We start from the raw sequence: 13,825 nt of genomic DNA, 5'->3' as shown, positions 1-13,825 counted from the left end.
ATGCCTTCATTCAACCAAATCTCTACAGCAAACCTGATGCGTCTGATCGGCACGCGCGACGCGCCCGAGGTGATCGACGTTTGCATTGAGCCGGATTTCGAAGATGATCCGCGCCTGATCCCAACCGCGCGACGCTGCCCCCACGCTGACATCGAGGCACTGATCCCCGAGCTGGCCGGCAAGCGGGTGGTTGTCATCTGCCAAAAGGGCAAGAAACTGAGCCACGGGGCCGCCGCGTTGTTGCGCGCGCATGGCATCCAGGCGGAAAACCTGGAGGGTGGAAATTTTGGCTGGCGCGACGCTGGCCTGCCTTTGGTGCCTGCCGCAGCAATGCCACAACCCTTGCGCGGCGCACTCTGGGTCACGCGGCACCGGCCCAAGATCGACCGAATTGCCTGCCCGTGGCTGATCCGCCGCTTCGTGGATCCGGCCGCCAAGTTTCTGTTTGTCCCCCCTGCTGATGTGGAACTGGTCGCCGAAAAATTCGGCGGCACCGCGTTCGACATTGAAGGGGTCGCGTGGTCGCACCATGGCGACCGCTGCACCTTTGACACCATGATCGAGGCGTTCAAGCTCGACATCCCGGCGTTACAATCGCTTGCGACCGTGGTGCGGGCGGCCGACACCAACCGCCATGATCTGGCGCCGGAGGCCGCGGGCCTTCTGGCAATCTCGGTCGGCCTGAGCCGGGCCTACAAGGATGACATCGCGCAACTAGACGCCGGCATGGAAATATACGACGCGCTATACCGCTGGGCCCGCGATGGTCAGGGCGAAGGCCATGATTGGCCGGGCAACAAAAAGGCCAGCTCATGACCCTGGCCGAGCTTACGCGCGTCTTCGCGCGCATCGGGGTGTTGTCCTTTGGCGGCCCCGCCGCCCAAATCGCTTTGATGCATAAGGAGTTGGTGGAGTCCCGTCCCTGGCTGACCGAGGCGCAGTATCTGCGGGCCCTGAGCTTTTGCATGCTGCTGCCCGGACCGGAGGCCATGCAGCTTGCGACCTATGCGGGGTGGCGGCTGAAGGGCGTTGTGGGCGGGTTGATCGCGGGGCTGCTCTTCGTGCTGCCGGGCGCTGCGGTCATTCTGGCGCTCGCCTTGGGCTACGCCGCCTTTGGCGGGTTGGGCTGGGTGCAAGCGGTGTTTCTGGGCATCAAGGCGGTGGTCGTGGTCATCGTGATCGAGGCGCTGCTCAAGATATCGAAACGCGCACTGCTGCGCCCCGCGCACTGGGTCATCGCAGGCGTGGCATTTGTGGCAATCTATGTCCTGTCCGTTCCCTTCCCGATGATCATTCTTGGCGCGGGCGTGATCGGCGCGGCACTGTCCAACAAGACACCGCCCGAGGATGCGGCCCCTGTTTCGCTCAACCAGACTATGCGCACCACGCTGATTTGGGCCTCCATCTGGCTGGCCCCGCTTGGCGTCATCTTTGCGATCGACCCCGATTTTCTCGGGCCGCTCGGCCTGTTCTTTTCCAAGCTGGCGCTGGTGACATTTGGCGGGGCCTACGCGGTGCTGGCCTACATGACCCAAGCCGTGGTTGGCGATTTGGGCTGGTTGACCACGCCAGAGATGATGGACGCGCTGGGGCTGGCCGAAACCACGCCGGGGCCGCTGATCCTTGTGACGGAATTTGTGGGCATTCTGGCAGGCTACCGCGAGGGCGGAATTGGGCTGGCGCTGGTCGCGGGGATTGTCACGCTTTGGGTGACCTTTGCGCCCTGCTTTTTGTGGATCTTCGCGGGCGCGCCGTACATAGACTGGCTTGCAAGCCGCCCACGGCTGGCGGCGGCGCTCAGCGCCATCACCGCAGCGGTTGTCGGCGTGATCTTGAACCTGACCCTGTGGTTCGCCGTTAACCTGTTCTTTGCAACACTGGGCGAGGTCCCGCTGGGCTTTGGTGCGGTCCTTGTCCCGGACCTGGCAAGTCTCGACTGGGTTGCAATCTTGCTGGCGCTCGCGGCGGGGTATCTCTTGCTGGTACGGCATATGAACCTGATTGCGGTGCTGGGCATCGGCGGTTTGGCGGGGTTGGCGGCAAGTCTGGTCTGATCGCCCCTTCCCCTCAGGTGCGAATCCCCTATGCTGAGTCACAGGATGACGCCAAGGGATTTGCGCCCATGCCCGACACCATCGACTACGGCAAAAAGATGCACCACGCGATGCGCGGGCTGATCTCGGATGTGTTGCAGGATGTGGCCGACCACGGGTTGCCGGGCGAGCACCATTTCTTCATCACCTTCGACACGCAGCACCCGGATGTGGAAATGGCGGATTGGTTGTTTGACCGCTACCCCGAGGAAATGACCGTCGTCATCCAGCACTGGTATGACGCGTTGTTTGTGACCGAGGACGGGTTCCAGATTACCCTGAATTTCGGTGACAACCCCGAACCGCTGCGCATCCCGTTTGATGCGTTGCGCACCTTTGTTGACCCCTCCGTCGAATTTGGCCTGCGGTTCGAAAGCCACGAAGGCGATCTGCACGAGGTTGTCGAGCTGCCCAACTTTGACGAAGAAAGCGCGGCCCCCGACCCAGTCAAAGAGGCTGAGGCAGAGGCAGAGCCCGACATGTCAGGCGCGCCCGAGAAGAAGGCCGACGTTGTCAGCCTGGACAGTTTCCGCAAGCACTGATCCGGATCGTTTGTGATCCACACCGGCGCGCGACCGCCGGTTCCGGCGCGGTTTTTCATCCCCTAGTTTGAGGTCCTGACACCAGTAACAGGAGCCTCCCCATGAACCGCCGCGACCTTTTGCGCAGTACCGCCGCCGCAGCCGCTGTCACCCTTGCCTCACCGCTGCCGCTGGCCTCCGCGCCCGCAGATTTCCCGTATGACATGAAGACCAAGTCGATCCTGGGCAATAAGATGGCCTATGTGGACACAGGGTCCGGCAGGCCGGTGGTGTTCCTGCACGGCAACCCAACCTCTTCCTACCTGTGGCGCAACATCTTGCTGCATGTCGCGGACACGCATCGCGTGATCGCCCCGGACCTGATCGGGATGGGGCAAAGCAGCAAACCCGATATTGACTACAAATACGCCGATCACGCGGCGCATCTTCACGGGTTGCTGGACGCGCTTGATCTGCAGGACGCGGTGCTGGTGATCCATGACTGGGGCTCCGCGTTGGGGTTGGACTGGGCCTCGAAGAACCCCGACCGCGTCAGCGCGGTCGCCTTCATGGAGGCCGTCTTGCCCCCGGTCATGCCTGCCCCAAGTTACGAGGCCTTTGGCGAGTTTGGCGATCTGTTCAAGGCCTGGCAGACCCCCGGTGTGGGCGAGAAAATGATCCTGGAGGACGACATGTTTCTGCAGGTCATCCTGCGTCAGGTGGGCGTGAAAACCCCGCTCAGCGATGAGGTGATGGCGCATTACACAGCCCCCTATCCGACCCCCGAAAGCCGCGCGGCGCTTTTGGCATGGCCCCGCGAAGTGCCCTTTGGCGATCAACCTGCCAACGTCATCAAGGTGATCGACGACTATTCCGAATGGTTCCTTGCCTCCGACATGCCCAAGCTGATGTTTCACGTCACGCCCGGCGCGCTGATCCCGCCACAGGCCGCTGACTGGCTGAAGGCCAACCTGCGCAACCTGCAATCGGTCCATCTGGGCGAAGGCACGCATTACATTCAGGAAGATTACCCGACCGAAATTGGCACAGCTTTGGCCACATGGCTGAAATCAATCTGATAGCGTAAACATGGTCCAAGGTGGGGGCGCATGATTGTCATCGCGCCCCCTGCCCCGTATAGGTTTTCTCGACCCTAAATTCGAGGATTTCCCCATGACCGACACCCGTACCGAGACCGACAGCTTTGGCCCCTTGGAGGTCCCTGCGGACAAATACTGGGGCGCGCAAACACAGCGCTCGATCATGAATTTCCCGATTGGTTGGGAAAAGCAGCCCGTCGCCATCATCCGCGCGCTTGGCGTGATCAAGAAGGCCGCGGCGACGGTAAACCTTGAGTTTGGCGATCTCGATGCCGAACTGGCCCCCCATATCCAAGCCGCCGCGCAAGAGGTGATCGACGGCAAGTTTGACGACAACTTCCCGCTGGTGGTCTGGCAAACCGGCTCCGGCACGCAATCCAACATGAACTCGAACGAGGTCATTTCAAATCGCGCGATCGAGATGATGGGCGGCGTGATGGGCTCCAAGACCCCCGTCCACCCGAACGATCACTGCAATATGGGGCAGTCGTCAAACGACACATTCCCGACCGCGATGCATGTGGGCATCGGTATGGTGGCCCGCGACACGTTGCTGCCTGGCCTGCGCAAACTGCACAGCGCCTTGGTGGCTAAGTCGGAAGAATTCAAGGACATCATCAAAATCGGGCGCACCCATACCCAAGACGCAACACCTTTGACCCTTGGCCAGGAATTCGGCGGCTACGCGCATCAAATGGCCAAAGCCATTGAACGGGTCGAAGCCTGCCTGCCCGACATCTACGAGCTGGCCCAAGGCGGCACCGCTGTGGGCACCGGGCTGAACACACGCAAAGGCTTTGCCGAGAAGGTCGCGGCGGAAATCGCGTCCATCACCGGCTTGCCTTTCGTCACTGCCCCCAACAAGTTCGAGGCACTGGCCGCCCATGACGCAATGGTCATGTTCTCAGGCGCGCTGAAAACTGCTGCGGCCTCTATGTTCAAAATCGCCAATGATATGCGCCTCTTGGGCTCCGGCCCCCGCTCCGGCCTTGGCGAGTTGATCCTGCCCGAAAACGAGCCGGGGTCGTCGATCATGCCCGGCAAGGTGAACCCAACGCAGGCCGAGGCGCTGACCATGGTCTGCGCTCATGTCATGGGCAATGACGCGGCCGTAGGGTTCGCGGGCTCCCAAGGTCATTTCGAGCTGAACGTCTACAACCCGATGATGAGCTACAATGTCATCCAGTCCATGCAATTGCTGGGCGATGCGGCGGGCAGCTTCACCGACAACATGGTTGTCGGCACGCTGGCCAATGAAGAGCGCATCGACAAGCTGATGAAGGAGTCGCTGATGCTGGTCACGGCTCTGGCCCCGACCATCGGCTATGACAACGCGACCAAGGTTGCCAAAACCGCCCACAAGAATGGCACCACCTTGAAAGAGGAAGCCATTGCGCTGGGCTTGGTCGATGAGGAGACATTTGACCGCGTGGTTCAGCCGAAGGACATGATCGGCCCGAAATGAAGCCGGTCAACCTCAACAAATTTCGCAAGGCCAAGGCGCGGGCAGACAAAAAGGCCCGCGCAAACGCAAACGTGATTAAGCACGGGCGCAAGGGGGTTGAAAAGCTGGTCGACAAAGCGGCGCATTCTCGCCAAAAGGCCCATATTGATGGGCATAAACTGGACCAAACAACAGACTGACGCTGGCAATTGCAGCCAAGGAAACTAGCTTTTTTCGGAAACCGGTTTCGTAACTATCTGCCAGTTCATTCAGGAATACGAATTCACGGATAAAAAAGAGCAATTTTTCCCCGCTCCCACAGTGCATCTGCGCGGTAGGTTATGAACGACCCGGGGGGGCATCGGACAATAAATCTATGCAGCTATATTTTAGGAACTTAACAGTCATATGACCAAGCGACCGAAGAAAAGATCACTGACGTTGAAGGGGCACCGCACGAGCGTTTCCCTCGAAGATCCGTTTTGGGAAGAATTCCGCAAACTGGCGGCCAATCAATCCCGTCCGATCAACGACCTCGCATCCGAGATTGACTCTGGTCGTGGCGGGGATATCGGCCTCGCTTCAGCCATCCGGCTCTACATTCTAAGGCAGCTCACGCATCCTGACGGCTGACAGATGGATGCGGCGCATGATCAACCAGATGCCGCCCAGCCAGGACGCAGCGCCGACAGCGGTGAACACCCACATCACAATTGACGTGCCCAACTTACGCTGAAACGGCAGGTCGATGGCAATCGTCTCGCTGTTCTCTCGCCACAACACGCGGACAGGTTGCTCCCTCTCAAAATCGTAATGTACCGAGCCGCGCTTCGTCTCCATCACGCGGATTTTGCCGTCCGGGTCGCGAAACGCGATCTTGGGAACGTAGGTCGGATAGGTGTTGTCGGGCAGCCGGTAGGACCGCACATCGACCACCAGACCGGGCAGCTTGGCGCCATGCGAGGTCCAGTTCCAGAACAGCCGGTCCGCGTTGCCAAACCCTACAAACACCACGCCAATCGTCAGCAGGATCGCGATAACGCCCCAAGGCGGCCGGTGATGAACCGTGTATGTCTGAGAAAAATTCGGCATGGGTTATCGCTTGCTGACCCTCAACCAGATGCCATCCTTGGCGCGCACCGTCAAATGCGCCACGGGGACCGGTACCTTGCCCTCGACCAGATCAAACCGGTAGGCGCGCAGCAGCATGGACAGGATCAGCGGCCCCTCAAACATTGCAAACCCCGCCCCCGGGCACACCCGCGCGCCGGACGAAAACGGGATGTAGGCGTCGCGCTGACAGGTCTTGCCGTTCTCGGTGCCCCAGCGGGTGGGGTCGAACCCGTCGGGGTTGTCCCATAGTCGCTCCTGCCGGTGCAAATGCCACGGCGAAACAACGATTTGCGCGCCCTTTTTGATGTCGCGGTCGCGGAAGTTTTCGGGGCAGCTGGCCTCTCGCACCATCATCGGCACGGGCGGGTACAGCCGCAGCCCTTCACGAAACACATCTCGGCTGAGGCGCAGCTTCGACATCACGGCGACGTCCGGCCCCTGCTCCAACGCCTTTGCCTCGTCAGCCAGCCGGTCCTGCCAGTCAGGGTGCATCGCCAGCAAATATAGCGTCCATGCAAGCGCGGAGGCGCTGGTCTCATGCCCCGCCAAAAAGAAGATCGCGACCTGATCGACCATCTCATCGGTGCTGAAGGTCTGCCCCGTCTCAGGGTCCTTGGTCGTCATGATCTTGGTGGCCAGATCGTCCGGCGCGGTGCCTGCCTTGATCGCCGCCATCCGCGCGGCCGTCAACTGAGTGATCAGCGCCCGGATCGCCTTGGCGGTGTCCTTGGTCTGGCGGCTGAACAGGCGCGGCACCCAACGCGGCAGCGGCACCATGGCGGCGATGTTCAAAATCGGCTGGCTGCGTTGGTAGTCGCGGAACTGGGTGAACACGCGGCTGGCAACCTCGTCCTCGATGGGGATCGAAAACAGGGTGCGAAAGATCACGTCGGCGGCGGCAAAGCTGGTTTCCTGCTCAATTTCGGTTTCGCCCTCGTCCAGCCGCGCCACGGCGGCCTGCCCCGCCGCCCACATGGCCGGAAACGTGTCACGCAGCCGCCCGCCTTCAAAGGCGGGGTCAATGATGCGGCGTTGCCGCTTCCAGGTCTCGCCATTGGTCACAAACACCGAGTTGCCCAGGAGCGGGCGCAGCCCCTCGTTGATCCGGTCGGATTTGGGGAAATCGTCGGGCCGCGCATTCAGCACCTCGCGCACCAACTCGGGCTGGTTGATCAGGTAGCTGCGGAAGAATGGCGTTTTGAATTCCGCCATCCACGCGCGGTACAGCTTGGCGGGCTGCGCCGACAGAATGTCTTGGCGAAACAGGCGCAGGTAGCGCAGAAAAGAGACCTTGTCGGGCCGCGCGGGCGGCTTGGGCGGCAACATGTTAGGCCGCCATCGACGTGTGCCGCGACACGGCAATGTCTATGCGCGACCGCGACGGCGGCCGATCCTGGTACCGGTCCGCCAGCGTCATGGGGCCAGCGGTAATCTGGAAATAGTCGTAATCCTTTGGTCGATCAAACGCACAGAGATACTGGAAATGCAGGCGGAAAAAGCGCCAGCGAAGCTCTTTCCAGCGCTGCGGGCTGAGCGTTTGCGTGAACGCGGCTGAGAAGACCAGCGGCCACTTCTTGTCCGCAGGGCCCACACCGCTGACCGCCACGGGATCGCAAAGCGCAAAGGCGCAACCGTCGCCCGGCGCTGTGACGTCAATCCAGGTCAGCTCGTCCCGCGACGACAGGAAATGCAGGTCGCGGCGCAGCCGGTCGGCCTTTGGCAGGAACGACACCATCGGCACCACCTGCCCCAGCGACAGGAATGACAGAACAGGCCCCCCATCCGACACGCGCCCTTGCCGGATCAAATCGGCCAGCACCGACACCGCCAAATGCGCGCCGGAGGAATGACCGACGATCAAAACCTCGTCGGTGTCTTGCTTCAATGCCGTCGCAATCGTGTCGGCAAACTCCGCCATGCGTTCCTCTAACGCAGGCGGGTTGGCCCCACCCCAGCGGGCCGAAAACGCGTAGTCATGCATCAGGTAATAGGCGAAGAACCTCCCGTCCTTCTTCTTGAACCATCGGAGCAGCGCCACGCCGGCCACGGCCCCCGCTGCCGCGCCAATCCATGACCCGATGGTCAGCACCACTGCCGGTGTTGCTGCGGGCAGCAAGCCGAAGACCCGGTCCACGAGCCCCCAGACCACAAGAAACGCCACCAGCGCCAGCACCAGTTGCAACAGCAACATGCCAACCGGGTAGAGCGCCGCGATCACAGGCCCCTTGCGCAATAACATCAGCCGACGCAACGCGCCGGACCCGATATAGGTCCACGCCGTGCGGGCCAGCTGCAAATAGGTGCGCGGAATGTCGGTGGCCATGCTGTCGCGCACGATGTCGGACCAGACCAGCACATCCACCTGCGCATTGGTCACCGCGTGGTCAATCTCGCCTGTGACATGCCAGCCATAAGTTGCGCCCTTGGCCTTGGGAGACAGGTTCAGACGGTAGCCGCTGATCTCGGCCTGCGCGGCACCTTCAGAGCGGTAAAGCTCGCGGTACCGGCGGGGATGAATCGGATCGTAGCCGGGGATGTAGAACACCCGCCGCCTCGTTACCTCAACCTTTGCCTGCTCACTCGCCATGGGGCGAGCCTAACGCCTGAGTTGGGCAAAAGTAAGGAGCATGCACCCGTGGACAACGCCCCCTGTGGCACATAAATCATGGGCATGGACTTTGACGACACATTGGACGCCACGGGGCTGCTTTGCCCCCTGCCCGTGTTGAAGGCGCGCAAGCGGCTTGGCGGTATGTCATCCGGCGCCGTGTTGAAAGTGGTCGCCGATGACCCTGCCGCCATCATTGATGTGCCGCATTTCTGCACGGAGGCCGGTCATGATCTGCTGGATCAGGCCGAGGCGGACGGCGCGCAAACCTATCTCATCCGCAAAGGCTAAAGGCCCTATTCAGCCGCCTGTTTTGACGGCTCAGCGCTGAGCGCCGCCAGCAGCTCTTCGCGCCGCTTGGCCGCCGCGCGTTCATTGGCTTCCTTGACGGGGCCGAAACCTCGGATTTGCAGCGGCAGTTCTGCCAGGGCAATTGCCGCGTCGCGGTTGGTGGCAGAAGCGATCTTTTTCAGATCACCCTCATATTGCTTGATCAACGCCCGCTCCATCCTGCGCTCAGCCGTGTAACCGAACGGGTCAAGCGGCGTGCCGCGCAGGCGTTTCATCCGCGCCAGCAGTTTGAACGCCTTGCCCATCCACGCGCCGTATTCTTTCTTCACCGGCCTGCCATTCGCGCCGGTTTTCGACAGGATCGGCGGGGCAAGGTTGTAGGTCAGCTTCAGATCGCCATCAAACGCTTCACGCGCCTTGGCTTCGGTGTCGAGATGCAGGCGGGCGACCTCGTATTCATCCTTATATGCCAATGCCTTATGGTAGCCTTTTGCCACGGCTTCTTTCAGCTGCGGGTCGTCAAAACGATCCAGCGCCTTACGGTAACGTTTCGCTAGACGCGGGCCTTGATAGGCGGTCAGATGATCGGCGCGATAGGCGATCTTGTCGTCCAGCGTCTTGGGCAAAGACACGACCGTGTCTTCGAGGTATTTCGCCGCATCCTCAGGGTGCAGCACCGCCCAGCGGCCCAATTCAAACGCACGCAAGTTGCGGTCTGGTGCGGCGCCGTTCAGGCGGATGGCCTCAGCGATTGCCTCGGCCGACAGCGGGATCAAGCCGCGCTGCCACGCGGCGCCGAAGATCATCATGTTGGAAAAGATTGAATCCCCCATCAGCGCCTTGGCCAGATCAGAGGCGTCGAAGAAATCCAGCCGGTCACGCAGCTTGGCCTCCAGCGACAGGCGCAAACGGTCGGTGGGGATCGAAAATTCGGTATCGCGGGTGAAATCGCCGGTGATGATCTCATGCGCGTTCACAACCGCGCCCGAGGTGCCGGGCTTCATCAGCCCAAGCGTTTTTGCGCCCGCGCTGACCACCAGATCGCCGCCAATCAGCGCATCCGCCTCTCCCGTCGCCACGCGAATAGCAGAGATATCCTCGGGCTTATTGGCCAACCGGCAATGGATATGCACCGCACCACCCTTTTGGGCCAGCCCCGCCATTTCCATCATGCCCGCACCTTTGCCGTCGATATGGGCGGCCATAGCCAGCACCGCGCCAATGGTGACAACGCCGGTGCCGCCGACACCGGTGATCACCACGTTATGGGTGCCGTTAATCTTAGGCAAAGTGGGGTCCGGCAGGTCCGGCAGCTCAACCTCGACCGCCTCGCGCTTCTTGATCTGCGCGCCTTCGATGGTGACGAAAGACGGGCAGAAGCCGCCGACGCAGCTGAAATCCTTGTTGCAGGACGACTGGTCAATCGCGCGTTTGCGGCCCAGCTCTGTCTCCACCGGCACGATGGAAACGCAGTTCGATTGCACCCCGCAATCGCCGCAGCCCTCGCACACATCCGTATTGATAAAGACCCGCTTGTCGGGGTCGGGGAACAGCCCGCGCTTGCGGCGGCGGCGTTTCTCAGCCGCGCAGGTTTGCACATAAACCATGGCCGTTACGCCTTTGGTTTTGCTCAACCTTTCCTGAACCGACTGCAGCTCGGCGCGTTCGTACAGCTTCATGCCTGACGGGAAGGCAGACGGCTCCACATCCTCTTTCTCATCGTAGACCACGACAACTTCGCCCACCCCCATCGCCACCAGCTCTCGGGCGATTTGGGGCGCGTCCAGGTCGCCCTCGTTGCCCTGCCCGCCGGTCATGGCAACGGCGTCATTGTAGAGCACTTTGTAGGTGATGTTCGTGCCCGCCGCGACGGCGGCGCGAATGGCCAGGTTGCCGGAGTGGTTGTAGGTCCCGTCCCCGATGTTCTGAAAAACATGGTCGCGCGTTGAAAACGGCGCCTCGCCGATCCAGTTGGCCCCCTCGCCGCCCATCTGGGTCGATCCGACGGTGTCGCGGTCCATCCATTGCACCATGTAATGGCAGCCAATGCCGGCATAGGCGCGCGACCCTTCGGGCACTTTGGTCGATGAGTTATGCGGGCAGCCCGAGCAGAAATAGGGCAGCCGCGCCGCGATATCTTGCGCGTTGTCGGACCGTTTGGCCTCGGCCAGCATCGCCAGACCGGCCTCAATCCGGTCGGTGCGGCGGCCCTCTTCGATCAGGATGTTGCCAAGTTTCTCTGCAATATCAAGCGGATCAAGCGCGTAGCGCGTCGGGAACAGTTCCTGCTGGCGCCCGTTTTCCCAACTGTCGCCCTTGTGCCAGCCATAGACGCGCCTGCCGCCGCGGTCGTCGAAAATGGCTTCCTTGACCTGCACCTCAATGAGCTTGCGCTTTTCCTCCACGACAATGATCAGGTCCAGCCCGTCGGCCCAGTCATGGAACGTGTCGACATCCAGCGGCCAGACCTGGCCCACTTTGTAAGTCGTCAGCCCAAGGCGTTCTGCCTCCGCCTCGTCAATGCCCAGCAGGGACAGCGCGTGCACCAGGTCAAGCCAGTTCTTACCGGCGGCCACAAAGCCGATCTTGGCGCCGGGCTTGCCCCATACGCGCTTGTCCATTTTGTTAGCCTTTGCAAAGGCTTCTGCGGCGAACCTCTTATGATCGATCATCCGCGCCTCTTGCTCGACAGGCGTGTCGACCAGCCGGATATTCAGCCCACCTTCGGGCAGCGCAAATTCCGGCAGCACAAACGACATTCGACCAGCTGAGCCATCCACAACGGAGGTCGCCTCCACCGTGTCCTTCATGGTCTTAAGCCCCACCCAGACGCCCGCAAACCGCGACAATGCCCAGCCGTAAAGGCCGTAATCCAATATCTCCTGAACGCCTGCAGGCGACACAATCGGCATGTAGGCATCGACCATCGCCCAGTCGGACTGGTGCAGCGTGGTTGAACTTTCGCCGGTGTGGTCGTCGCCCATCGCCATCAAGACACCGCCATGGGGGGATGATCCTGCCATGTTGGCATGACGCATCACATCGCCGGAGCGGTCTACGCCCGGGCCCTTGCCGTACCACAGCCCGAAAACGCCGTCATAACGCCCCTCGCCCCGCAGCTCGGCCTGCTGCGCGCCCCAAAGGGCGGTTGCCGCCAAATCTTCGTTCAGTCCCGGCTGAAACGTCACATCGGCTGCGTGCAAATGCTTGGATGCACGCGTCATCTGCATGTCGACCGCACCAAGGGGGGAACCGCGATACCCCGTGACCAGCCCGGCGGTGTTCAGCCCCGCCGCCCTGTCCCGCGCCTTTTGCATCAGGACGAGCCGAACCAGCGCCTGTGTGCCGTTCAACAGGACCGGAGATTTCTCCAGATCGAACCGGTCATTCAACGAGATGTCTTGCAACGCCATTCATAGCCCTCCCGAGGCATCCGTAGCTTAGCACGGATATTGGGTCACAATTATTGACCTATCAAGTCATTTCTTTGCGAATTTAACTTGTTTTCTTGCCGCACTGCGGCGCATTAAGATTAGCAATGAGATAGCGGTAACGATTGAAACAGAAGAAGCGTTATGGATTGGGATAAGCTTAGAATATTTCACGCAGTGGCGGATGCGGGGTCGCTGACCCATGCCGGCGAGACGCTGCATTTGTCTCAATCCGCCGTCTCCCGCCAGATCAGGGCGCTGGAGGAATCGCTTAACACGATTCTATTTCACCGCCATGCGCGGGGGCTGATTCTGACCGAACAGGGCGAATTGCTGTTTGATGCGACGCGGTCCATGACCAAGCGTCTCGATGCCGCGTCCGCCCGTATTCGCGACAGCGAGGAGGAAGTTTTCGGCGAGCTGCGCGTCACCACAACCATCGGTTTTGGCTCCCTCTGGCTCGCCCCGCGCCTGTCCAAGCTCTATGACGAATATCCAGAGCTCAATATTGACCTGATGCTGGACGAACGCGTGCTGGACCTGCCAATGCGGGAAGCCGACGTGGCAATCCGCATGAAGGAGCCGTCTCAGGCCGATTTGGTGCGCAAGAAACTGATGTCGGTCCGCATGCAGCTTTTCGCCAACCCCGATTATCTGGAAAAGCGCGGCACGCCCGAAGATGTCGAGGATCTGCGCGACCACCGCCTGATTTGCCAGAACACCAAATCCGAACAGGTCAGCGCGGGGGCAACATTGGTGCGCGAGCTTCTCAGCTACGACCTGCCCAACCTGCTGACCGTGAATAACTACTTTGGCTGTTTGCAGGCCGTGCATCATGGTCTGGGGATCGGCGTTTTGCCGGATTATGTGTCCATTGATGACACCCGCCTGGTGCGTGTCCTGCCTGAGGTCGAGTCGAACGAGGTGCCTGTTTTCCTGGCCTATCCCGAGGAATTGCGCCACTCGAAACGCATATCGGCCTTTAGGGACTTCGTGGTGAGCGAAATCAACCTGCAGCGAAAAAAGGCACAAGCCCTTTAAATTGCTAAAAAATCAGACAGCCATGCACTGACCGCATATCGGGTATGACCCATTATTGGGCAAAAATACTTGAACCGCTTAGGGCGCGATCATATTTCAACTCGTGAAGGCAGCAATTGCTTCCTTCACCTCCCTGTTGGACTTCGGCCGAGCTTTTTGCTCGGCCTTTTTTTTGGGCAGCTC

The 13,825-nt window shown here is 60.9% G+C and carries 13 protein-coding genes; 9 read left to right on the top strand and 4 right to left on the bottom strand.

The features are described 5' to 3' along the window. The 7 genes from Q0899_RS02605 to Q0899_RS02575 all read left to right on the top strand — a co-directional run bounded on the left by Q0899_RS02605 (position 1) and on the right by Q0899_RS02575 (position 5,791). Positions 1–816 carry a sulfurtransferase/chromate resistance protein gene (locus tag Q0899_RS02605; RefSeq protein WP_299191020.1) on the top strand — a complete coding sequence of 272 codons (816 nt, stop codon included), beginning with the start codon at positions 1–3 and terminating at the stop codon, positions 814–816. Continuing rightward, positions 813–2,054 (top strand): chromate efflux transporter, encoded by a 1,242-nt coding sequence (gene chrA / locus Q0899_RS02600; RefSeq protein WP_298291983.1) that lies wholly within the window; start codon positions 813–815, stop codon positions 2,052–2,054. Before Q0899_RS02605 ends, chrA begins: the two co-directional genes overlap by 4 nt. Before the next feature lie 68 nt (positions 2,055–2,122). Continuing rightward, positions 2,123–2,635, top strand: coding sequence for a ClpXP protease specificity-enhancing factor SspB (locus Q0899_RS02595; protein ID WP_298291985.1), 513 nt, complete (start codon positions 2,123–2,125; stop codon positions 2,633–2,635). 101 nt (positions 2,636–2,736) lie between these two features. Next, positions 2,737–3,693, top strand: coding sequence for a haloalkane dehalogenase (locus tag Q0899_RS02590; protein WP_299191019.1), 957 nt, complete (start codon positions 2,737–2,739; stop codon positions 3,691–3,693). 94 nt (positions 3,694–3,787) lie between these two features. Continuing rightward, positions 3,788–5,179, top strand: coding sequence for a class II fumarate hydratase (fumC, locus tag Q0899_RS02585; RefSeq protein ID WP_298291989.1), 1,392 nt, complete (start codon positions 3,788–3,790; stop codon positions 5,177–5,179). After that, positions 5,176–5,358, top strand: coding sequence for a DUF4169 family protein (locus Q0899_RS02580; protein ID WP_298291991.1), 183 nt, complete (start codon positions 5,176–5,178; stop codon positions 5,356–5,358). Before fumC ends, Q0899_RS02580 begins: the two co-directional genes overlap by 4 nt. Before the next feature lie 208 nt (positions 5,359–5,566). Beyond that, on the top strand, positions 5,567–5,791 hold the full coding sequence (locus tag Q0899_RS02575; protein WP_298291993.1) for a ribbon-helix-helix domain-containing protein: 225 nt from the start codon (positions 5,567–5,569) through the stop codon (positions 5,789–5,791). On the opposite strand, the gene Q0899_RS02570 is transcribed toward Q0899_RS02575, so the two are convergent. From Q0899_RS02570 to Q0899_RS02560, 3 genes are read right to left on the bottom strand one after another with little or no spacing between them, the layout of a single operon-like run. Next, complete coding sequence (locus tag Q0899_RS02570; RefSeq protein ID WP_298291995.1) at positions 5,762–6,250, bottom strand: hypothetical protein; 489 nt, start codon at positions 6,248–6,250, stop codon at positions 5,762–5,764. The two genes, Q0899_RS02575 and Q0899_RS02570, sit on opposite strands and share 30 nt — an antisense overlap. Before the next feature lie 3 nt (positions 6,251–6,253). After that, positions 6,254–7,597 (bottom strand): cytochrome P450, encoded by a 1,344-nt coding sequence (locus Q0899_RS02565; RefSeq protein WP_299191018.1) that lies wholly within the window; start codon positions 7,595–7,597, stop codon positions 6,254–6,256. 1 nt (position 7,598) lies between these two features. Continuing rightward, complete coding sequence (locus tag Q0899_RS02560; RefSeq protein ID WP_299191017.1) at positions 7,599–8,858, bottom strand: hypothetical protein; 1,260 nt, start codon at positions 8,856–8,858, stop codon at positions 7,599–7,601. A gap of 84 nt (positions 8,859–8,942) precedes the next feature. Here Q0899_RS02560 and Q0899_RS02555 point away from each other — a divergent pair, with 84 nt between their 5' ends. Then, positions 8,943–9,170, top strand: coding sequence for a sulfurtransferase TusA family protein (locus tag Q0899_RS02555; protein WP_298360578.1), 228 nt, complete (start codon positions 8,943–8,945; stop codon positions 9,168–9,170). A 5-nt stretch (positions 9,171–9,175) separates the two neighbouring features. Here Q0899_RS02555 and Q0899_RS02550 read toward each other — a convergent pair whose 3' ends face one another. After that, positions 9,176–12,583 carry an indolepyruvate ferredoxin oxidoreductase family protein gene (locus tag Q0899_RS02550; protein ID WP_299191016.1) on the bottom strand — a complete coding sequence of 1,136 codons (3,408 nt, stop codon included), beginning with the start codon at positions 12,581–12,583 and terminating at the stop codon, positions 9,176–9,178. 162 nt (positions 12,584–12,745) lie between these two features. Between Q0899_RS02550 and Q0899_RS02545 the strand changes: the two genes are divergently transcribed. After that, positions 12,746–13,642 carry a LysR family transcriptional regulator gene (locus Q0899_RS02545; protein WP_298292004.1) on the top strand — a complete coding sequence of 299 codons (897 nt, stop codon included), beginning with the start codon at positions 12,746–12,748 and terminating at the stop codon, positions 13,640–13,642. Positions 13,643–13,825: the final 183 nt, after the last annotated feature.

The organism is uncultured Litoreibacter sp., from assembly GCF_947501785.1.
Lineage (GTDB): Bacteria > Pseudomonadota > Alphaproteobacteria > Rhodobacterales > Rhodobacteraceae > Litoreibacter.
This window is presented reverse-complemented; position numbering and strand designations above follow the sequence as displayed.

Bases quoted from the DNA above. Each gene is read 5' to 3' on its own strand.
- Q0899_RS02565 (WP_299191018.1), bottom strand. From the start codon at position 7,597: ATGTTGCCGCCCAAGCCGCCCGCGCGGCCCGACAAGGTCTCTTTTCTG.
- fumC (WP_298291989.1), top strand. From the start codon at position 3,788: ATGACCGACACCCGTACCGAGACCGACAGCTTTGGCCCCTTGGAGGTC.
- Q0899_RS02550 (WP_299191016.1), bottom strand. From the start codon at position 12,583: ATGGCGTTGCAAGACATCTCGTTGAATGACCGGTTCGATCTGGAGAAA.
- Q0899_RS02580 (WP_298291991.1), top strand. From the start codon at position 5,176: ATGAAGCCGGTCAACCTCAACAAATTTCGCAAGGCCAAGGCGCGGGCA.
- Q0899_RS02545 (WP_298292004.1), top strand. From the start codon at position 12,746: ATGGATTGGGATAAGCTTAGAATATTTCACGCAGTGGCGGATGCGGGG.
- Q0899_RS02590 (WP_299191019.1), top strand. From the start codon at position 2,737: ATGAACCGCCGCGACCTTTTGCGCAGTACCGCCGCCGCAGCCGCTGTC.
- Q0899_RS02595 (WP_298291985.1), top strand. From the start codon at position 2,123: ATGCCCGACACCATCGACTACGGCAAAAAGATGCACCACGCGATGCGC.
- Q0899_RS02605 (WP_299191020.1), top strand. From the start codon at position 1: ATGCCTTCATTCAACCAAATCTCTACAGCAAACCTGATGCGTCTGATC.
- Q0899_RS02570 (WP_298291995.1), bottom strand. From the start codon at position 6,250: ATGCCGAATTTTTCTCAGACATACACGGTTCATCACCGGCCGCCTTGG.
- Q0899_RS02555 (WP_298360578.1), top strand. From the start codon at position 8,943: ATGGACTTTGACGACACATTGGACGCCACGGGGCTGCTTTGCCCCCTG.
- chrA (WP_298291983.1), top strand. From the start codon at position 813: ATGACCCTGGCCGAGCTTACGCGCGTCTTCGCGCGCATCGGGGTGTTG.
- Q0899_RS02575 (WP_298291993.1), top strand. From the start codon at position 5,567: ATGACCAAGCGACCGAAGAAAAGATCACTGACGTTGAAGGGGCACCGC.
- Q0899_RS02560 (WP_299191017.1), bottom strand. From the start codon at position 8,858: ATGGCGAGTGAGCAGGCAAAGGTTGAGGTAACGAGGCGGCGGGTGTTC.